Below are 21,447 nucleotides of genomic sequence, written 5' to 3' on the forward strand. Positions count from 1 at the left end.
GTTTTTCCCCTCTTTTTTGCGAACAGAGTATGTATTATTTTCAGTTTTTCGGACAGGTAGATTGGTGATTACCATATGATATCAGCTCTAATTCAAAAAGGGTATTATATATCAATAAATAATCCTGTTATAAATGCTTCTTGCTCTTGAAGGCTCATTGGTACCGTGGATAATTGCACGGCCATCTTTAAAAAGGACGATTCGGTATTCTTCAAGAGAGAATGATAGCAGGTATGGATTTAAAACGACATTCTTTACAGACTCTTTTAAGCGTTCAGATAAACTCTCAAGCTGAATAGGGCGGGGGATTCCCGGTCGAAGTTGAACGGCATCCCTCCCGCACAACACATCGGTTTTTGATTGATTTTCGAACATCAAATAAGGAAAAGTGGCATTTTCGCTACATGTTGGGCAATCACAATTTTTTAATCCCTGTATGTTTATTGCTGTCTTTTCATTTTTCCAAATATCAAGGGATTGCATGATTGGCAAAACCTCTTGTCCGGTAAGAAGCTTAAACACGTTTGTGACCTGAAGAGCTGCAATGATTTGGACAATCGGGCCAATCACACCGACTGTGTCACATGTCATGCCGTCGGCTGGCAAATGATTCAGTAAACAATGCAGGCAGGGGGTTTTTCCCGGAATAATGGGGAAAGTCAGCCCATAGCTAGCCACACATGCCCCGAAAATAAATGGTATTTTTTCCTTTACAGCCGCATCATTGACTACCAATCTAGTTTCAAAATTGTCGGTAGCATCAATAATAATGGTTTTATTTTTTATTAGTTCTTCGATATTCTGGCCATTGACATCGGCTATAATACTTTTTATATTTATTTCGCTATTTAGTTCCTCTAGGCGGGCTTTAGCGGCAATTGCTTTAGGCAGTTTTGAATTCGCATCGTTTTCGGTATATAACTGCTGGCGCTGTAAATTACTCCACTCTACGTAATCACGATCAACAATCGTAATATTTCCGACTCCTGCTCTTGCAAGCATCTCTGCACTTGCAGATCCGAGTGCCCCTGCGCCGATAATAACTGCATGGGCACGTTGCAATTTTAACTGTCCCTCTTTCCCTAAAAATAATTCCTGCTTTGTATATCGATGATTCAAGAAGTCACCATCCCCATAGGCGGGCTGCTTGCTTCTGCGTAATTTTTTTCAGAGATTCTTCCCGCTTCAAAACCAAGTTGTCCTGCTTCAACTGCCAGCCTCATGGCAAGGGCCATTTTTACGGGATCTTTGGCACCGGAAACCGCCGTATTAAGCAAAACACCGTCGGCTCCGAGCTCCATGGCATAGGCGGCATCACTTGGAGAACCGATGCCGGCATCAATAATAACAGGAACGGTTGCTTGTTCAATGATCAGCTGCAGATTTAAGGGATTTACGATTCCTTTTCCGGAACCTATCGGCGAGGCACCTGGCATAATTGCATGAACTCCCAGTCGCTCGAGCCGTTTTGCCAGGACAACATCATCTGACGTATAAGGCAATACTGTAAATCCTTCGGCCAACAACATTTCCGAAGCTTTCAAGGTCTCAATGGGATCAGGCAAAAGGGATTTATCGCAGCCAATGACCTCGACTTTTATCATGTCGCATAACCCTGAAGCTTTAGCAAGCTTGGCAATCCGCACCGCTTCTTCAGCTGTTTTGGCACCAGCGGTATTAGGAAGTAAGGTGTAGTTTGACAAATCCAATTGTTCCAGAAAATTCGGCTGGGATTTCTCAAAAATATTCATTCTTCGTACCGCAAAAGTCAGGATTTCAGTCCCTGATTCTTTAATCGCTTGTTTTTGAATTTCAAATGATGGATATTTGCCTGTACCGAGCAACAGCCTGGAGTTAAACGTTTGGCTGGCTATTTTAAGCATGGTCATCCTCCTCCTACAAAATGAACGATTTCAACGGTATCTCCATTGGCCAAAAGCCGTGAAGCATACTCCTCCTTGTTTGCAATTTCCTTGTTCAGTTCCACTACAAGAATTTTATTGTCTAACTCGTAAAATGAAAGCAAATCCTGAATTGAGCATACGCCCTCAGGCAAATTTACTTGTCTGCCATTTAATTGAATGGTCACTTGTTTATCACCTCCCTACACAGGTACCATGTTGCGGTCAATTCTGAATGCTTCTGCCCACTCTTTTTTAACTTCCTTTTTTAGAATATAATCCCGAATCATTTGCCCGGTGGCAGGAGCAAGTAAAATTCCATTCCGGAAATGGCCGGCTGCAAACAGTATTCCTTCCTGTTCGGGATGAGGCCCAATAAATGGCCTCTGATCAAATGTTTGCGGACGAAGGCCTGACCAGAAAGATTCGATTTTCATCTCGGTAACAGACGGCAGCATGGTCTTTGCCTTTTCAATCAGCGATTCAATCCCTGCAAGAGTGGCTTTTTCAGTCCAGTCGTTTTCAACCATGGTCGCCCCGATTACTAGCCTTCCATCATTTCTTGGGACAATATAGCTATGATCATGAAATAAAGTATGTTTCAGCATGATGCTTTCATGAGAAACGGATAGACATTCTCCTTTGACTGGAACAAGCTGATGGCGTAAACTAAGCTGGGTAAAAAAAGAACTGCTCCATACACCATTAGCCACTACGACATATTGCGATTCAAAATTTCCTGCAGTCGTTTTTGTTACATAAGTGCTGCCCTTTTGATGTATATCCAATACATGAGTATATTCCAGAATGGACGCACCCAGTGACTGGGCGCTTTTACTAAACCCCCTGCATACTGAAACAGGCAAAACATGTACATCGTCTTTAATATATGCGGCTCCTAAAATGTTTGAGGCTATAGCAGGTTCATATTTCCTGACATCTTGTTCGTCGTACCATTCAACAGTAGGCAGGGAAAGTGTGTATCTAAGCAGGTGTTTTTCAAACATTGTATAGACAAGCTTAAATATGCCGCCCTTTTTAAGCTGTATGTCAATTCCACTAAGTTCCCTTATCTCTTCCTGAAGCTTCAGATACTCCAATTGGCTGCTCCTTGCAAAAGGATAAAATATGTCATGCTCATCATCTATTTCTGAGTGGGCGCCAAGCATTCCAGCAGCGGCGCCGGTGGCTTTATTGCCTATTTGCCCGCTTTCCAATACTGCAACGTTTATCTGTTCCTTAGCTAAATAATAGGCAATCGAGCAGCCGATAATGCCTCCGCCGATTACAACAACATCAAACTTGTTTTTCATGGCTTTGTTCCTCCTTACATGCGTCCTTAAAAAGCAGTGCTGAAGATAACGGGTTGTATGCAGAAAATATTCCCGACATAACCGCAATTCCATCTGCATTGGTTTGTTGTATTGCTTTTACCCGTTCTGCCGTAATTCCCCCGATTGCATAAACCGGGATTTGAAGGTCTCTTTTCAAATCGCCGATTGTATGGGCCCCATTAGCAGGTATCCCCTTTTTACTGTTCGTCATAAAACAATGACCATATAAAACATAATCCGCCCCATCTTTTTCGGCTTGCCTGGCTTCCTCCAAGGAGTGAACGGAACGTCCAATACGGAGATGAGGGAAATGGTCCCTTACATATTTGATTGGAAGACCGTGGGAAGGGAGGTGAACATTGAAAATACTCATAAGTAGTGCTGCATCCAGGCGGTCGTTTATGACGATTTTTTCTTTCTTAACACCTCCAGCTTCTAAAAGCTGAATTAGTAAAAGCAATTGCTGGATATTTTTTGTTTTTTCCCGAATATGTACGTAATCGACAACATTTCTAATTGAAATAATGATGGAAGCTATATCCTGGACAGAATGCAAATCATCGGTTACTGCAATTAATTTCATTAGCCTTATCCTCCATCAGAGAATTGGAACAAAAACTTTTCCAAACAGAAAAACCACTCTCCGAAACAGGAAAGTGGTTTGTAGTTTTGTACAAGAAAAATACAAGCACAAAGAAACAATATGAGCCACTTTCCTACGCAGGTTCGAACCTGTTCAGGTTATAAGGGTTTAAAAGTCACTACTTTATTCTCAGCCCATAACATGGGATCCCCTAGTGAGATTGGTATTTTATTTGGTTATGAAATAAAAATAACATAAAATTCTGAACAATACAACGAATTGGTGATTTTTTTGATTAGATTGCAGAAGAAGGAAATTCGTTCTGAGTTAGAGAAGGGTATATACTATGGCACAAATGGATGGAGGGAACACATTGAAACATATACACATCGTGGTCAGCGGCCATGTACAGGGAGTAGGTTTCCGTTATTTTACCCAAGTAAAGGCCCTGGAACATCATATAACTGGGTGGGTAAAAAATAGGGAAGATGGAACGGTTGAAATCGTTGCTGCAGGAAATGAGAAGCAGTTATCCATGTTTATTTCCTGGCTGAAAAAAGGGAATCGCTTCTCGACAGTGGAAAATGTCAGTGTTACCCCGTTGTTTGAGGAAAAAACATATTCGAATTTTTCTATAAAGAAGTAATCTCCTGAATAAATGTAAGAAATGCATTTTTGGCTAGGGTGCCTCATACTTTATGATCGCTGATTAAACTAAAGGAGTGAAAGGCACCCTTATTCACCCAAAACTGATAAAAATCTTTTCATTTTTACATTAATGCCTGAAACAGCACGGCAACACCAATTCCTCCACCACTTCCGATTGCCGCGAGTACATATTTGCCCTGTGTTCTTCTTTGTACTTCGTAAAACAGCCGAGATACCAAGATGGCACCAGAAGCCCCATACGGATGGCCCATGGTTAAGGCTCCCCCGCGAATGTTCAATTTTTCATATGGAATGGAGAGTTCCTGTGCACATGCAACGATCTTTGAAGCAAATGCTTCATTGATTTCCATTAGACCAATTTCCTCGATTGTCAGCTGATTTCGTTTCAATAATTGCTGGATTGCCGGGACAGGGGCTATTCCCGGGTAATGGGGGTGTACGCCTGATACCTCGCTATCAATGAATCGTAAAACAGGCCGAAACCCAAGAAGGTTAGCGGTTTCTTCTTCCATCACCAATGCTGCGCTTGCACCGTCATGAATGCCGCAGCTGTTTGCAGCTGTGACCGTTCCGCCTTTTATAAAGATCGGTTTGGCCCGCTTTAAGACCGCCCGCATGTTCCGCTCCCTGGAAAATTCCTCATCCTTATTCCATTTATCAATGGTCAGTATTTCATCCTCAAACATGCGTTTATTATAGGCTTCCCAACTTCGTTCATAGCTTAATAGCGCAAACTCATCCTGTTTTTCTTTTGGAATCTGATATTTCTGAGCCACATAATCTGCAGCAACACCCATGTCAGGGTCACCTATTCGATCTGGAGAGAATCGGGCTCTCTTTTCATAGGGAGAGGTACTGGTGCTTTCGGTACCACCTGCAATGTAGCAGTTTCCTGCTCCCCCTTGAATCATATAACAAGCCATTCGAATCGCTTCGAGTCCTGCGCTGCATTGCCGGTCAAGTGTTAATCCGGGAACAGAAAGAGGGAGTCCTGCTTCCAAAGCAGACAACCTTGCTACATTTCCTCCAGGCCCTGTTACATTTCCAAGAATCACATCGTCAATCTTATCCTCTATTCCACCTGCCAAGTCACGGAGAAGAGGTGCGGCCAGTTCATGTGGCTGCAAGGCTTTAAGCATTCCATTCCTTTTTCCGACAGGTGTTCGTTTTGCTTTTACGATTACCGCGCGTTTAATGGCTTTTCACCTCTTGTTCCAGTGATTCCTTTAACTTCGCCCGGGCAATCTTCCCGCTTGTTGTATGTGGCATTTCATCGACAAAATACCATTTGCGGGGGATTTTATAGGATGATAATTTCGTCCTGCATAGATTTCTGAGATCCGTTTTTGTGGCGTTCCCTTTTATCACAGCAGCCGCGACTTGCCCCCAGTATCGGTCCTCCAGACCTATAACTGCGACTTCGTCTACATCAGGGTGAAGGGATATAACTTTTTCAATCTCTTCAGGAAAGATATTGATCCCGCCATATAAAATCATGTTTTTTTCGCGGCCCGAGATATATAGGAAGCCATCTTCATCCAGATAACCCATATCATCAACGGTAGCCCATCCATTTTCGTCCCGAATCGGTTGAATGCTTTGATAATCGTTATCGAGGTAGCCTGTGAATAGCATGTTGCTTCTCACATATATTTTTCCAACTTGATTTGGCTCAGCTGTACTCATGTCTGCACGGCGGATTTGCAGTTCCACATTGTGGCACGGTTTTCCCACAGATCCAGGCTTCTGATTGTTTTGGTCATCAGTTAAAACAGAAACAAAACTCAGCTCACTAGCCCCATAGAATTCGTACATAGACATGTTAGGAAACAACTTTCGGATCGCGAGCTTCGAATTCTCTTCCCACTTAGCACCGGATGAAATAAATTTCATCTCATTGGCGGTGGTGTGCCCATAGGTTCGGAGGGCTTCGATCATAGTCGGGACTAAATATACAATCGTAATCGGATATGTATGTATAAATGATAAAACTTGAAAAGGGGAGAATTTTTCAAGCACGTAGACGGTTCCGCCTAAATATAAAGTACTTATTGCTCCATATAAGAAATGAGAAAAAATAAACGGGCCTGGAATGAGAACATGATCAGTCTCATCAATATGGAAATCAAAACGGTTGCAATGGAAGCTTTCAACCCATGATTCATGGGAACGGATAAAAGCTTTCGGATTTCCGGTTGTTCCAGAGGTAAACCCCATATAAAAGGGTGTATTTCCTTCCAAGGTCCCTCTTTCAACAACAGCAGCCTGATTCATTTCTTCCTCACAATCATCCCATATCCTTACATCAGGATGGAGATGATTTAAATGACGATGCATGTCCCTTGTCGTAATCAGCACAGAAGGTTGAGAAAGGGACAAACGTTTCTCTATCTCCTCTTCCTTCCATTTCATATCAAACGGGATTGCGATCCAGCCAGCCATCGAGGCTCCTGCAAAGAGCTGCAGGAAAGGTACACTGTTGGGCATAAAGATTGCTAATCTCTTATTTACATCGCCTATAGAGTCAAGCCAATTTGCTGTTTTGCAAATCAATTCGTGCCATTCGTAATAGCTTAATAGTTGGTTATCCGTGTGAATGGCTACTTTTTCTGGATAAAGTTCAGCATGTTTAGCGTAGGTTTCAGTTATTGCAGCCAAGGGAATTCTCCTTTCTAGGCAAGAAGGAAAGGAATAATCTTTCCTTCCTGCATAATAAGAATACGACATAGACGACACATCCATGGCAACATCTTTGTGATCCAAAATCGTGTGGCCCTAAAAATGAGTCTGTCTTCGCGTTAAAGAAGCATATCTAATCTGCGAGGTTTCTAATAAAAAGAGACACATCAATGTGCCTCGAATGTTTTGGATAATTTACGGTAAAAGACAGGAGACTTTAGCAGCCTGTGTACGAGAATAGAAGCAATTATAGCTTTCAATGTATCTCCCGGAATATAAATAAGGCTTAATTTTATTGCCTGTAGAAGATCAATATTCATAACAAAAGCTTGAATGGGTATGCCAATTAAATAAATCAAGAAAATTCCGACAGTAAGATTTAAAAGTAAAATATTTCGCAATGATAATGTGCGGAAACGCGAAAGTAAATAACCGATGCAAAACGCAGTAAGCGGGTAGGCAAGCAAATAACCGGCACTTGGCCCTACAAAAACACCGATTCCGCCGCGGCCTCCGGATAGAAGAGGGGCACCGGCTGCCACAATTAACAAGAAAACAATTTGGCTTAAGGCTCCGAGTCTTGCTCCCAGAACTCCTCCGGCAAGCAGAACACCCAGTGTCTGAAGGGTAATCGGAACCGGAGTGAATGATAACATGATAGGCGGCACTAATCCTAAAGCGCCCATAACAGCTGCGAATAAAGCAACATACGTCATATCTGTGGTCTTCATAAATAATCTCTCCAATTTTAAGAATAATAGATAAATTATAACTTTAATTGTAAATGCTTGTAGGAAAATGTGTCAACTGCATAATTATTTATGTTTACATATTTAAGTGTATAGAAAAATCGCCTTTTCCGTTTTTTACTAAGTGGGATGGACAAATGCATTTGGAATATTGGAATTCAAAATTATAAAATGTGGTTAGTTAAAGTCATCTGCCATCAGCCTATGTAGAGATTTTAAAGGCGGAAAAAATGAATGATAAGCTTGTGGAATATTGTTATCGTCATATGTCCTTCATTCAACATCTTTATCAATATCTTTTGAGCGATTATGTTAATGAAGTTAATGAGCTGTTCAAACGTTTTATTGAAACAGAAGCTGAGTTACCGAATAATAGGAAAAAATATAGGAGTATATGCTCGATTATATTAATCAAATATCTATATACGAAGAGTATAATAAATGAATCATGCAAAAAGCACTTCGTAAAAACTTGTACAATGTTTAAAGAAAAATTTAAAATCTAATTAATCATATAGGGCAGACCTTTTGTTGTCTGCTCTTTTGTCTAAATCAAGGAGGATAACATAATGATCATGATCCAATCAGAACAACAGTTTAACGAAACAATCAAGAAGGAACATCCTGTCGTAGTTAAGTTTTTTGCAGGTTGGTGTCCGGATTGTAAAAGAATGGACGCCTTTTTGCCTTCCGTTTTAGAGGGTGATTTCTCAGACATTCCATTCTTCGAAATAGATAAGGATGCTTTTCCTGAAATTGCTGAATCTTATGATGTTATGGGAATCCCGAGTTTACTAGTGTTCAGAAACGGAGAAAAGCTAGGTCATTTGCATAGTGCAAACGCAAAAACTCCCGAACAGGTAACAGAGTTTCTTTCAAAATATTTTTCTTAAGCTATTCAAGAGCTTACTGCTTATCTAGTGGTAAGCTCCCCTTTTTGGTAATACTTCTAAAGGTACAGTAAAATTTCTTAAACCCATTCTTAAAACAGGTTTATGATGAAATCCCCAGAAGGGAGCTATAAAAGATGAGTTCTAGTATTAAAGCATTTATATTTGATGTGTATGGTACATTATTTGATGTCCATTCCGTAAAAGAAAAGTGTGATGAACTATACGGCGGCAAAGGTGAAGAAATCAGCTTGTTGTGGAGGGAAAAGCAGCTAGAATACGCATTTTTGCGTCAATTGATGGGTAGATATGATACGTTTGTAAACATAACAAAGGACTCATTAAAATACTCCCTGAAAAAATTAAAGCTTGAACATAGCATTCAAAATGAACAAGCACTAATTGAGGCATATAAAAACCTAGCTTATTATCCGGAAGTGGAGAATGTATTAACCCAACTAAGGCATAAAAAACTTTCCGTTTTTTCTAACGGGTCCCGGGATATGTTAGAACCGCTTCTTCATAATTCCGGTTTATCCAGTCTGTTTGATGAGGTAATTAGTGTAGACGATATGAAACAATATAAACCCACACCTGCCTCTTATGGTCATGCATTAAATATCCTGGGCCTTGAGAGGGAAGAAGTGTTATTTATGTCTTCCAATGGCTGGGATATTTCAGGAGCAAGAAACTTCGGCTTTAAAACTGCTTGGATTAATCGAAACAATCTCCCAGTGGAAGAACTGAATTTGGAACCTGATCGAATTTATTCGGATTTAAAGGGGATACTGGAATGGCGGTAATTTCTATAATCGATAAAAATCATTAGCCATTGCTACAAAAGTAATAGAATAATTTTCAGAGAAACAAACCCATTTTGAGCAATTTGGGCGTTATTTCAATCGTTACCATCCCAAATCATAGAAACTATATCGAAAAGAGGGTAAAATAAACCTACTTAATGTCGTTTACATCATGGAAGGTGTTGAAGATGGAAAGTATTACGGTAGTTTCCCTGTTGGACGTTATAGGGGAATTGTTTTCAGACGAAATATCAATTGCTGTATCAAATACGAAGGAATATATTTATTACCGACCGAGCAAACGGATTGATCTTAAAATCCGGCCAGGGGATCCGGTAAAAGAAGGGACGATCACTTATAAAGCATTAAGGTCCAATCAAAAAGTCTCTGAATTTATTAACCGTGACGTGTTTGGCATTCCTTATCACGGTATGGCCATGCCCTTTCTGCACGAAGGAATACTGCAGGGATGCGTAACGGCTATTTCGCCTGCTTTAACGGATGGAAAATCGGTTGTCACATTAAAGACCCAAGACGGATGGATTCCCATTCCTTTTACACAGGTTACTTACATAGAGTCAAAAGAGAAAAAGACTTTTGTTCACACCGAAGGCTTGACAGGGACTCATAAAAACTCGCTTCAGGAATTTGAGTTTATATTGCCAAAGGACTATTTTATCCGATGCCATCGATCTTTTATCGTGAATGTGAATCATATCAGCGAAATTTATCCTGATACGCATTCTACGTTTTTACTATCGATGAATAATGGTGACAGAGTTCCTGTAAGCCAGTCCTATTCCAGCTATTTTCGGAGACTGCTAGGATTTTAGGGTAAAAATATGCTGTTTAGGGAGTTGATTTCGCTGTTTTATCTGAATTTTCCGTAACCTATCCCTCGATTGAAATCTGATGTTCTATTCTGGGTAAAATGATTTCATATTCACTTTTGAGAGAGGGATGGCTAAATGGAGAACTTTAGTGAACGGATTAGAAATCCTCATCTGCGGAATCGTGTAGTAACAGCTGAAGAAGCTGCGTCCTGGATTGAAGATGGCATGACTTTGGGATTGAGTGGCTTTACACGTGCAGGTGATGTCAAAGCGGTGCCATTCGCTTTGGTGAAACGCGCCGAAAATGAATCATTTAAAGTAAACGTATTTACAGGAGCCTCTTTAGGTTCTGATGTTGATAAAATGTTTGCGGAAGCCGGCATCCTTGGCAAGAGACTTCCTTTTCAGGCAGATCCTACGATGCGGAAGGGAATCAACCAGGGGGACTTTTTATTCGTGGACCAGCATTTGTCCCATACTGCAGAATTAGTGCGTGGAAATGTTATGGACCCTGTCGATATTGCAATATTGGAAGCGGTTGCATTAAATGAAGATGGAATGGTTATCCCTACTACGTCGATCGGGAACTCGCTATCCTTTGCTCTGAACGCGAAATCCATCATTATTGAAATTAACATGGCCCAGACCACGGAATTAGAAGGTTTGCACGATTTGTATGAACCAGGAAAACAAGGAGAAAGGGATCCGATTCCCCTAAAGCAGGCGGATGATCGAATTGGCACGGCTGGAATACCAATTGATATTAATAAGATTAAAGGAATCGTGTTTACAAACCAGGCGGATTCTCCATCGACTATCGTAGCACCGGATGAGGAAACAGTGATCATGGCACAGCATTTGATTGAATTCCTGCGGAAGGAAATAGATGCTGGCCGCTTGACTGAACGGCTTGCGCCGCTTCAATCAGGAATCGGTTCCGTTGCAAATGCTGTTTTGCATGGGATGTTAGATTCCGAGTTTGAGGATTTAGAAGTATATTCGGAAGTATTGCAGGACGCAGTTTTTGATTTAATGGATGCAGGAAAGGTTCGTTTTGCTTCTTGTTGTTCTATTACTCTTTCGGAATCAAAGATGAATGACGTGTTCTCGAATTTTGGAAAATATCGTGATCGTTTAATTATGAGACCGCAGGAAATTTCCAACCATCCTGAAATCATCCGCCGCCTCGGATTGATTTCCATTAACACGGCATTGGAATTGGATATCTACGGCAATGTTAATTCAACCCATGTACTTGGTACGAAAATGATGAACGGAATCGGTGGATCTGGCGATTTTGCCCGGAATGCCCGTCTCGCCATTTTTGTGACAAAATCAATTGCAAAGGATGGAAAAATATCCAGCATTGTTCCTTTTGTTTCCCATGTGGACCATACAGAACATGATGTAGATGTGATTGTCACAGAGCAGGGATATGCAGACTTGCGGGGATTGGCACCAAGACAGCGCGTTGAATTGATCATCGAACGCTGTGCCCATCCGATGTATCGTAAACAGCTTTGGGAATATTATCAGGAAGCCCTCACAAGAGGCGGACAAACTCCTCATGTATTGGAAAAAGCTTTTTCCTGGCACACGAATTTTGCACAAAACGGAACCATGCTTGAATCTGCTGCTTTTGCAGAAACTATTTAATCTAAAAAAATAAAAGGAGGTTTTCCCAGGTGGAAACCTTTCTTTTTTATTTTAAGGATAGCTCCTAAACCTGCAGAAGTAGAATTTTTAGTTCTACAAAGGCTCTATTGTGCAGTCGGGAATCCCACAGTATTTTTTCGCTAAGTGCAACTCCTCCTCGTTAATGATTAATATCCATAAGAAGATTCACTTTCGATAGGGACTACAGTAGATTTAGGAATGATATTGTCATCGATGGTTGCGCTATTGCTCATATTAGGAGGTTCATAGAGTCACTAGCCAGAATTCAATTTATAAAACTGCATTCAATGGCAGATTGTAAGAAAGGGAGTTAAAAATGAAAACAATGACCGGACAAATTCCTGCTATTGATAAAGAGACAGGACGAAAGGTGAAAGAATATATTGATACGTTAACGAAGCCGGTGGGGAGTTTGGGTAGACTAGAGGAAATTGCGATAAAGTTGGCAGAAATCACATCCGATGAATTTCCTGTTGTCACACCTCCTGGGGTGATTGTATTTGCTGCAGACCATGGTGTCGTGGAAGAGGGCATCTCCGCTTATCCGCAAGAGGTAACGGCACAAATGGTGCATAACTTTGTCGGCGGTGGTGCTGCGATAAATGTGTTTAGCAGACAGATTGGCGCCTTGTTTGAAGTTGTGGATGTAGGAGTCGCACAGGATCTGCAGTTCGATGGTGTTGAGATGTGTAAAGTTCGATATGGAACAGCAAACTTTTGCAGGCAGGATGCCATGAGCAGAGAAGAAACGGAAAAAGCAATCCAAGTTGGATACGAACGAGCTGAAAACATGATTAAGAAAGGCATCAGATGCTTGATACTTGGGGAAATGGGGATAGGGAACACAACTGCAAGCAGTGCGATATTGGCTGTTTTAAGCGGTAAAAGCCTCGACGCATTAGTAGGGCCTGGAACAGGAATCGGCAGCAAAACTATTGCCCATAAACAAATGGTTATTCAGCGTGCACTAGAAACTCGAAAACCGGATCAAAACGATCCTATTGATATATTGTCTAAGATCGGCGGACTGGAAATTGCAGCGATAACAGGTGCGATGCTAGCAGGGGCGAAGCATCGAATCCCGGTTCTTGTTGATGGGTTCATTTGTACAGTTTCCGCACTTGCTGCAAAAGAAATTTGCAGTACAACAATTGACTATATGTTTATTTCACACCGTTCAACTGAACCGGGACATGAGATAGCAATCCGGATGCTGGGTAAGGAGCCGATTCTTGATCTGGGCCTTCGATTAGGGGAAGCTAGCGGGGGAGCTGTGGCTTTCCCAATAATACAATCAGCATCTTTAATGCTGAGGGAAATGGCTACTTTTACATCTGCAGGCGTTTCTGGTATAGAGAAAATGTAAAGGAAATGGTCTAATGCTAAGAACTAACTAGTATATGAGGCACCGGTGAGAGGGGTAAATTAAACTAGCTGTGAATGACGTGTTTGAAATGTCGCTGTCTTTTCTATCGACGGGTTAGTAAGGAAGGATGGCTCAATATACAGAGAACAAGGCAAAGCTTAATTTTCATTAGTCTGTCAGGAGAGGCTCTTGTTCTTAGTTGTAGAAGAAAAAACCAAAACTGGCCCGTGCCTTGAACAGTTTTTGGACTGAATTCCTTATGAAGCGAATAAATGATTTCCAATTCTTTTTATCGTTGAACGTGTGAATATCCAATCGCTTGTAGCATGTTAAGGATTATAGTAGTATACCGCACCTTTTGATGTGCTTCTGCATCATTGCAAAAACTAAATTCTATCATTTGATTCCAATTGAAGAATATGCCTAAATGAATATAGGACTGGAATATGGTTCCCACATAATGGAACTTACAATGTCCCCTATATATAGAAGATGGAAAGGGCTGATCAATCAAATGAAACTCGAACTGGAAAATAAGACGGCACTTGTTACAGGAGGAAGTAAGGGGATTGGGAAGGCTATTGCCTTGGCGTTTGCTAAAGAAGGTGCAAATGTTATTATATGTGGACGCGGTCAAGAGGCATTGGATGAAGCGAAGAAAGAAATAGAGGAAAACGGCGGAAAGGTTCTTGCTGTCCGGGCCGATTTATCGAAGCAGGAGGATGTAGATCATCTTATTTCTGAGGCGATACGTCAATACAATACTATTGATATTCTTGTAAACAATGCAGGGGTGGCAAGTGGATTTGATGATTTTGAAGCACTTGAGATTGAGGACTGGCAGCGTCTTTTTGATATCAATCTTTTTGGTACCGTACGTGTTACAAAGGCTGTTATTCCGTATATGAAAAAAGCCGAATTTGGACGGATCATTAATATCTCCTCTGAATCCGGAGTGCAGCCAGACCCATTCATGCCGCATTATAACGCTTCAAAGGCAGCGCTGATCAACTTTACCAAGAGCTTGTCAAAAGCATATGCCGATCAGGGGATTCTCGTTAATACCGTTTCTCCTGCCTTTATTATGACGCCGATGCTGGAGAAGCTGTTAAAAGATAATGCTGAAAAGCAAAACATCACGTATGAAGAAGCTACACAGCAGTTTCTAAAGGAAAACCGGCCACACGTGGAAGTGAAACGGCCGGGGACAGTGGAAGAGGTCGCATCAGCTGTTTTATTCCTGGCCTCTGGCAAGGCTGGCTTTATTAATGGAGTGAACCTTCGTGTAGACGGGGGCTCTGTAGCGAGTCAATAATATTGTTTTACTTAACAAATTTAGGCACCGTTGCATTTGTGTTACCGGTGTCTATTTTTTATCCCTGATATTCAATATCCATCTAAGGTTCCTTTGCTGTCTTAGTTAATAATATCGATCTTTCACATTGGATTAGAGTTGAAGTGCAATTTATCAATTTGAAATCTCATGATGAAACTGGAATACGCTAGTTGGGTAAACAGCAAACTATTCTAGTGAGTAAAAAAGGGGATTCCTTGATGATATTAGGGTATAAGATGTATGTCAGCTAGATGGAGGAATATACATGAATGGTACATTAACGAATCAGTTCATAATTGTTACAGGTGCTTCAAGCGGGTTAGGTCTAGCGATGGCAAAAGCGCTCCTTATGCAAGGTGCAACGGTTGCCTTGGCTTCACGCTCGGGTGCTAAGTTAACAAAGGCCGTTCAGCAGTTGAGGGAAATGGGATTTGACGCTGTCGAACTGGGGATGGATGTCCGATCCGAGCAATCCATTAAAGAAGCAGCAGAATGGGTTAAAAGGGAATGGGGAAGAATTGATGTTCTCGTGAATAATGCCGGGATTGGCATGAAAACGGTCAATCCGAATTTTTTGACCGAACCGCAGCCGTTTTTTCAAGTATCACCGGAAGGTTTTCGTGATTTGATGGATACGAATGTGACAGGATATTTTTTGGTATCACGCACTTTTGCGCCTCTAATGGTACAGCAAGGAAGCGGAAAAATCATAAATATCTCCATGAATTATGAAACAATGAAAAGAAAAGGCTTTGTCCCGTATGGTCCATCACGTGCCGCAACGGAGTCTCTCTCGTTTATCATGGCTGAGGATTTGAAGGAATATGGTGTAACCGTTAACATGCTGCTTCCTGGAGGAGCAACTGTAACAGGGATGATACCCGAAGAAGTAAGGGAGCAGCTGGAGGGAAAAGTCAATCTGCTTGACCCAGAAGTGATGGCAGAACCGGTTGTGTACCTCGCTTCAGCAGAATCCGATGGGCTTACCGGGGAACGAATTGTAGCAGTGGAATTCGAGAAATGGAAGACAGAAAGGGGAAGATAAAATGGAAAAAAGAAAGCTGGGTTCACAAGGGTTAGAGGTTTCTGCGCTTGGATTAGGATGCATGGGTATGTCTGATTTCTATGCAGGCCGCGATGATGATGAGTCGATTAAAACGATTCATTATGCACTCGAGCTTGGTGTCAATTTTCTTGATACAGCTGACATGTATGGTGTCGGAAAAAATGAAGAACTGGTTGGCAGGGCGATAAAGGACCGCCGTGACCGCGTTGTTGTTGCGACGAAATTTGGAAACGTCCGGGGCGAGGATGGTGCTTTTTTAGGCGTCAACGGGCGGCCTGAATATGTTAAGAAAGCCTGTGATGATAGTTTACGCCGCTTAGGCGTCGATTATATTGATTTGTATTACCAGCATCGAGTGGATCCGGATACACCGATTGAGGAAACGGTAGGTGCGATGGCAGAACTGGTATCTGCGGGAAAGGTTAAATATTTAGGGCTGTCTGAAGCTTCTGCTGAAACGATTAGAAAAGCTCATGGTATCCATCCGATTTCAGTGCTTCAAACGGAATATTCACTTTGGAGCCGGGAAGTGGAGGACGAAATTTTACCAGCTATCAGGGAATTAGGAATCGGTTTTGTACCGTATAGCCCTTTAGGAAGAGGTTTCTTAACCGGACAGATTCAGAAGTTTGAAGACCTAGCGGAAGATGACTACCGTAGATTTTCACCAAGATTTCAGGGCGAAAACTTTGAAAAGAATATCCAATTAGTCGATAAAATCAAGGAAATTGCAAATGAAAAAGGCTGTCAGCCATCACAACTGGCGTTAGCTTGGCTCCTTGCGCAGGGGGATGATATCGTTCCAATCCCAGGAACAAAAAGGAGAAAATACTTGGAAGAGAATGTCCGCGCTCTAGACCTAAAATTAACTGGGGAAGACCTTGCACGGATTAATGAAGCAGCACCCCAAGGGGCAGCAGCCGGCACGCGATACCCTGAGGCCGGAATGAAGGGTGTAAATTTATAACCGTTGGTACCGGGAATTTCTCAGGTTTGTTTACGAATAACTTTAACAATCAGAGCAGGACCTTTAATGGAACAAAATGTTTGATTTAGTAACCAAATAAAATTATTGCGGTTCATTTCAACGCAAAACTCTCGTCACCAAGTGGTTACAATCTCTGATGATTCGTTTGGTATTTGTAAATATTTCACAAATAAATGGAAACCGGCCTATTGGAATAATGCTTCCAAAAGGAAACAGCTGAAGTAATCATCTGTTTCCATTGGGAGCTTTTTCTATGGGGTGTGGCCAGCAAGCCGTTCTTAACTAGTTAGTGAACCTAGCCTGAATAAGTATAAATGTGCTTAACAGCTGTCAGGTACTGAGCCCCATGGCAAGGAAATTTTTACATAGAGTGCGATAAGATAGCAGTGCCATCAAGTGATTTCAACGATTTTAAAAGCATACCCTCTTACAAGGGACTAGGGTAATTCGAAAACGTTTTTGGGGAACAGGATGGCAGGTTTGAAAGTCTTAAAAGCACAATACTAAAAATGTTCTACAAAATTCGGAAGTACTGGAAGGTAAAATTATTTGAATTTTAACATTAGATATAATAGTGTGTTAATACAGTAATAAATAGATATTAAATAAGGGAGTTCAATTTTATGCCAAAAACTCATTACTTTCCAAATGATGTTGTACATTTTAGCTGGGATGCAAAGCGTAAACCTGTATTAACAATAAATAGCGGCGATACAGTTATTTTTGAAACACGAGAAGTAACTGATGGGCAATTTAATCTTGAATCATCAACTGATGCAATTGCTGAGCTTGACTGGGATCGTGTTTATCCATTGGCAGGACCCGTGTATGTCGAGGGAGCGGAACCCGGTGACACATTGGCAGTGGAAATCTTGGATTTAAAAGCAAAGGGCTGGGGCTGGACTGCGGTTCTGCCTGGGCTTGGATTATTAGCCGAGGAGTTTCCAGATGCGTATCTGCGTACATTTGATTTATCAGATGGGGAGTATATTCATTTTAGAGAAGATATTAAAGTGCCAATTGAGCCGTTTTTGGGTACGATGGGTGTCTGTCCAAAAGATGCGGAAGGTGTGTCGATTATGCCCCCTGGAACCTTTGGCGGCAATTTGGATACCCGCCAGCTAACGATTGGCACAACGTTGTATCTTCCTGTCCAAGAAGTCGGTGCTCTTTTTAGCTGTGGAGATGGCCATGCTGCTCAAGGTGATGGCGAGGTTTGTGTCTCTGCGTTAGAATGCCCGATGTATTCCAGTTTAAGATTCACTTTAATTAAAGGGAAAACAATCCCGGCTCCACAATTCCAAACAAGGGGACCATTGACACCAAAAGTGAATACAGCAGGCTTTTATGGGACAACAGGGGTTGGAGCTGACCTTCTTCAGGCATCCCAGGACGCTCTTCGCGCAATGGTAGATTATATTGCTGAAACTTATAGTATGAAAAAGGTTGATGCCTACTTGCTATCCAGCTTGTGTGTAGATCTTAAAATATCCGAAATAGTCGATGCTGGGCAGTATGTAGTCAGCGCAGTCCTGCCACTTGCAATTTTTAAATCGTAAGAACGAATCCGTCTAAAAACATACAAACTCTCCTCATCATGTAGGCAGGTGAGATATTTCAACAAATTCGGGGAGTGACTGGCAGAGCCTTTACGCTGCTGAATTGTAAAGACCATTGAATAATATATACATCATGGAGGTTTTCCCGTGGGAATGCCTCCTTTTTTATTTCTGCACCCTTTGAATACATATTTTGCTGATATTTTGAGAATACTATACGCCATACATGCAAAATTCGGTCAAAGGGTGGGTTTTTGGTGCTTAAAATTTTATCTGTCCCGTTTGCGGAAAATAATATGAATGAAGCGGTCAGTTGGACACATGAGAGAATGGAGAATTTTCTTCCTACGTTCATTGTAACGGCGAACCCGGAAATCGTTATGCAGGCTAAAAGAGATGCTGCTTTTCATCAATTAATCTCTTCTGCTGATATGATCACACCGGATGGAATTGGAATTGTCTATGCGTCCAAAATATTAGGAAATCCGTTGAAAGAGCGGGTTGCAGGCTACGATTTTCTGCATTCTTTACTGCAGCATCGGGAGAGTATTGGCGCGCCTACTAAATTGTTTTTACTTGGTAGCACGAGTGATGTTGTGGAAGCAGCTGGCGAGAAATTAGCGGAACAATATCAGCAAGTTCAGGTCATGGGAACCCATCATGGGTTTTTCGAAAAGGATTCCGAGGAGGAACGCTTTATTGTAAAACTTATTTCTCGTGAGAAACCTGACCTTCTATTAGTAGGTGTTGGCAGTCCGAAGCAAGAGGAATTTATCCATAGGTTTAGACATGAACTTGGTGCAACTGTCATGATTGGTGTCGGTGGCAGCCTCGATATTTTATCCGGCCGTATTAACAGGGCCCCGGCGACCTTCCGTAAATTAGGATTAGAATGGTTTTACCGTTTAGTATGTGAACCGAGGAGGATCAAAAGGCAATTGATGCTTCCTGTTTTTGCGTATCAAGTGCTTATAGAGAGACTGACACGAGGTAGTGCGGAGGTTGAAGTGAAGTCGATGAAATGAGTGATTTGCCTTTCTTAGACACTCTGCACAAGGATGTAATTAGGAAGCTGAATAGCTTAGCATACCCATCCGATTCCTAAAAGTTGTACAATTTTGAAATTACATATCGGGTTGTTTCTATAAGTTAGTTGAACTGACTGAGGAACAGCCCCTTTATCGTTATACAATCAAATAAAAGGAATGCCTTTATGTCCCGATGTTTGAATAAAATAACAGATATATGTCGATAAATAGTAGCAACCAAATAGTAAGTTAAGTTTGAATTTTGATCACTAATTTTGGCTCATTCATGTGTTAAAGTTGGAAGGTTTCTCCCGATTCATAGGCGACAAGTGCGGGTGAATTCTCCTGTCCAAGGTAGGAACATTCTTATAGTGATTTAACAGTTCAAAAATTAAAGAAGGTTGGGAAGTCTGTTGGTTCATGTATCATGGATTTTTAAAACAATAAAGTTTAATAAAAATCGAAAATTTCACTATAACGCAGACGGATATTATGTTGTGGATAATAAACTCGAAAACAGAACAGTTCAAACCAAAATAACCGTGGTGACACCAGTTTATAATGCGGAAAAGTATTTAAAGAAAACGATTGATTCTGTTATTAACCAAACAATAGGATTTGACAATATAGAGTATCTCTTGGTTGATGATTGTTCGACTGACTTATCAAGGGATATTTTAATAGAGTACTCTTCCAAATATGAAAACATTATAGCTGTCTTCTTGGATCGAAACACCGGAACACCCGGCCATCCACGCAACCTTGGGATTCAATTATCTACCTCAAAATATATAAGCTTTCTGGATGCCGATGATTGGCTGGAACCGAATGGTTTGGAAATCCTGTATACGATTTTAGAGGAAACAGGTGATGACTATGTTGTTGGGAAAACAATACAGCTCAAATCGGAGGGTTCGAAAATTGTAGGGGAGCATGAATCCTGTAAAGAACGCAGAAATGTTTCCCCCTATTCGATTCCTCATATATTTCAACACCTAGGGCCACGTGCAAGAATGGTGAGAGCGAGTGTTATTAAAGATAATGGAATATTGTTTCCGGAAATGAAGTTTGCAGAGGATAAACAATTTTTCATGGATGTTTTAATTCATTGCAAAACAATCTCCACAACGCAAGCGCCTATTTATTATTTAAACCGGTTTGATGATAATAATGCTTCCCTAACAAAACAAACGAATATCATGCAAAAAACAGATAGTAATATAGAAGTGATCCATCATATTATTAATAAAAATTTAGAACCAGAGAAAGAAAAAATGATCCTGAATCGATTATATGAGTTCGATTCCATTACGCGTCTGTTTAACACAGGGCATTTTCAAAAAACGAAATTGAAGGCGCTTTATTATAATAAATTTAACGAGATACTGAAAACAACGACAAGTTTACGGTACGAAATATCGGATAATTTTTTTAATCCAGTCAATAAAGTGGCGTACGAGCTCTTTAAAGAAGGGAAGACTAAGCAGCTTGAAAAGCTGTTTGAGTGGGACAAAAAAGAAAAAGTGAAAAATGTCTTAATTAAAGACAATCTCCCTTATTATGTAGCCCCGTTCCTAGAAGAGAAATACCGGAACATCCGGGTATCCATGCTCGCGATTTTTAAAGCCGACCACTTTTATGATAATAAATATGTTCTTGATTTCATGGTGTATGGGGATTATGTCGATCGGATAACCGATGTTATTATCAGGGACCGGGAAAATGTAACTCTCGAGTATTCGATTCCCGTTCATGTACACAAAGGCAATGGACGGCTGGAAGTGGACATCAACCTATTGAATCAACTTCCATCAGCGGGGTATGCTATGTTCCTTCGCTATAACGACTACCAAAAAATTAATATTAGAAAAATCAATGAAAATCAAATCCAATATCAAAACCGTGATTTTATCTTTTATACAACCATTCATTCGAACGTAGGCCTAAAAGTAAAGTAGGTTTTCTAGGGGTCGGTCCCCACTGCAT

General features: G+C 41.1%; 20 protein-coding genes and 1 riboswitch. Of the genes, 12 read left to right on the forward strand and 8 right to left on the reverse strand.

Annotation, left to right across the window (positions count from 1 at the left end; translation table 11 throughout):
* Positions 1-111: 111 nt before the first annotated feature.
* Genes CUU64_RS13650 through CUU64_RS13670 form a run of 5 tightly spaced genes read right to left on the reverse strand, consistent with a single transcriptional unit; the run spans position 112 to position 3,818 of the window.
* Positions 112-1,119, reverse strand: coding sequence for a ThiF family adenylyltransferase (locus CUU64_RS13650; RefSeq protein ID WP_101634170.1), 1,008 nt, complete (start codon positions 1,117-1,119; stop codon positions 112-114).
* Positions 1,116-1,889 carry a thiazole synthase gene (locus CUU64_RS13655; protein ID WP_180954602.1) on the reverse strand — a complete coding sequence of 258 codons (774 nt, stop codon included), beginning with the start codon at positions 1,887-1,889 and terminating at the stop codon, positions 1,116-1,118. The genes CUU64_RS13650 and CUU64_RS13655 overlap by 4 nt, the downstream gene beginning before the upstream one ends.
* Complete coding sequence (gene thiS, locus CUU64_RS13660) at positions 1,886-2,089, reverse strand: sulfur carrier protein ThiS (protein ID WP_101634172.1); 204 nt, start codon at positions 2,087-2,089, stop codon at positions 1,886-1,888. The genes CUU64_RS13655 and thiS overlap by 4 nt, the downstream gene beginning before the upstream one ends.
* 15 nt (positions 2,090-2,104) lie before the next feature.
* Positions 2,105-3,214: a glycine oxidase ThiO gene (gene thiO / locus CUU64_RS13665; RefSeq protein ID WP_101634173.1), complete on the reverse strand. Its 1,110-nt coding sequence runs from the start codon at positions 3,212-3,214 to the stop codon at positions 2,105-2,107.
* Complete coding sequence (locus CUU64_RS13670) at positions 3,198-3,818, reverse strand: thiamine phosphate synthase (protein WP_101634174.1); 621 nt, start codon at positions 3,816-3,818, stop codon at positions 3,198-3,200. The genes thiO and CUU64_RS13670 overlap by 17 nt, the downstream gene beginning before the upstream one ends.
* 113 nt (positions 3,819-3,931) lie before the next feature.
* Positions 3,932-4,041: riboswitch (TPP riboswitch) on the reverse strand.
* A gap of 150 nt (positions 4,042-4,191) precedes the next feature.
* Here CUU64_RS13670 and yccX point away from each other — a divergent pair.
* Entirely contained in the window at positions 4,192-4,464 is a 273-nt protein-coding gene (yccX, locus tag CUU64_RS13675) for an acylphosphatase (RefSeq protein WP_180954603.1), read from the forward strand.
* Positions 4,465-4,588: 124 nt separating this feature from the next.
* Here yccX and CUU64_RS13680 read toward each other — a convergent pair whose 3' ends face one another.
* The 3 genes from CUU64_RS13680 to CUU64_RS13690 form a co-directional block, all read right to left on the reverse strand.
* Entirely contained in the window at positions 4,589-5,683 is a 1,095-nt protein-coding gene (locus CUU64_RS13680) for an acetyl-CoA C-acyltransferase (RefSeq protein ID WP_101634175.1), read from the reverse strand.
* Positions 5,679-7,145, reverse strand: coding sequence for an AMP-binding protein (locus CUU64_RS13685; RefSeq protein WP_257985523.1), 1,467 nt, complete (start codon positions 7,143-7,145; stop codon positions 5,679-5,681). The genes CUU64_RS13680 and CUU64_RS13685 overlap by 5 nt, the downstream gene beginning before the upstream one ends.
* 188 nt (positions 7,146-7,333) lie before the next feature.
* Positions 7,334-7,897 carry a biotin transporter BioY gene (locus tag CUU64_RS13690; protein ID WP_101634177.1) on the reverse strand — a complete coding sequence of 188 codons (564 nt, stop codon included), beginning with the start codon at positions 7,895-7,897 and terminating at the stop codon, positions 7,334-7,336.
* A gap of 587 nt (positions 7,898-8,484) precedes the next feature.
* Here CUU64_RS13690 and CUU64_RS13700 point away from each other — a divergent pair.
* From CUU64_RS13700 to CUU64_RS13755, 11 genes are all read left to right on the forward strand, one after another.
* Positions 8,485-8,808 (forward strand): thioredoxin family protein, encoded by a 324-nt coding sequence (locus CUU64_RS13700; RefSeq protein WP_101634179.1) that lies wholly within the window; start codon positions 8,485-8,487, stop codon positions 8,806-8,808.
* A 134-nt stretch (positions 8,809-8,942) separates the two neighbouring features.
* A complete protein-coding gene (locus CUU64_RS13705) occupies positions 8,943-9,608 on the forward strand; it encodes a haloacid dehalogenase type II (RefSeq protein ID WP_101634180.1) in 666 nt (221 codons plus the stop codon).
* Positions 9,609-9,796: 188 nt separating this feature from the next.
* A complete protein-coding gene (locus CUU64_RS13710) occupies positions 9,797-10,441 on the forward strand; it encodes a LytTR family DNA-binding domain-containing protein (RefSeq protein WP_101634181.1) in 645 nt (214 codons plus the stop codon).
* A 135-nt stretch (positions 10,442-10,576) separates the two neighbouring features.
* Positions 10,577-12,097 (forward strand): succinyl-CoA:acetate CoA-transferase ScpC, encoded by a 1,521-nt coding sequence (gene scpC, locus CUU64_RS13715; RefSeq protein WP_101634182.1) that lies wholly within the window; start codon positions 10,577-10,579, stop codon positions 12,095-12,097.
* 346 nt (positions 12,098-12,443) lie between these two features.
* Complete coding sequence (cobT, locus tag CUU64_RS13720) at positions 12,444-13,484, forward strand: nicotinate-nucleotide--dimethylbenzimidazole phosphoribosyltransferase (RefSeq protein WP_101634287.1); 1,041 nt, start codon at positions 12,444-12,446, stop codon at positions 13,482-13,484.
* A 427-nt stretch (positions 13,485-13,911) separates the two neighbouring features.
* Positions 13,912-14,799, forward strand: a complete 888-nt coding sequence (locus CUU64_RS13730; RefSeq protein WP_101634183.1) for an SDR family NAD(P)-dependent oxidoreductase — start codon at positions 13,912-13,914, stop codon at positions 14,797-14,799.
* Between the two features lie 286 nt (positions 14,800-15,085).
* Complete coding sequence (locus tag CUU64_RS13735; protein ID WP_101634184.1) at positions 15,086-15,865, forward strand: SDR family NAD(P)-dependent oxidoreductase; 780 nt, start codon at positions 15,086-15,088, stop codon at positions 15,863-15,865.
* A gap of 1 nt (position 15,866) precedes the next feature.
* Positions 15,867-16,853 carry an aldo/keto reductase gene (locus CUU64_RS13740; RefSeq protein WP_101634185.1) on the forward strand — a complete coding sequence of 329 codons (987 nt, stop codon included), beginning with the start codon at positions 15,867-15,869 and terminating at the stop codon, positions 16,851-16,853.
* 644 nt (positions 16,854-17,497) lie between these two features.
* On the forward strand, positions 17,498-18,433 hold the full coding sequence (locus tag CUU64_RS13745; protein ID WP_101634186.1) for an acetamidase/formamidase family protein: 936 nt from the start codon (positions 17,498-17,500) through the stop codon (positions 18,431-18,433).
* A gap of 257 nt (positions 18,434-18,690) precedes the next feature.
* Positions 18,691-19,458, forward strand: coding sequence for a WecB/TagA/CpsF family glycosyltransferase (locus CUU64_RS13750; protein ID WP_101634187.1), 768 nt, complete (start codon positions 18,691-18,693; stop codon positions 19,456-19,458).
* A gap of 500 nt (positions 19,459-19,958) precedes the next feature.
* Positions 19,959-21,419, forward strand: coding sequence for a glycosyltransferase family 2 protein (locus tag CUU64_RS13755; protein WP_257985524.1), 1,461 nt, complete (start codon positions 19,959-19,961; stop codon positions 21,417-21,419).
* Positions 21,420-21,447: the final 28 nt, after the last annotated feature.

The organism is Bacillus sp. V5-8f, from assembly GCF_002863565.1.
GTDB lineage: Bacteria > Bacillota > Bacilli > Bacillales > DSM-1321 > Peribacillus.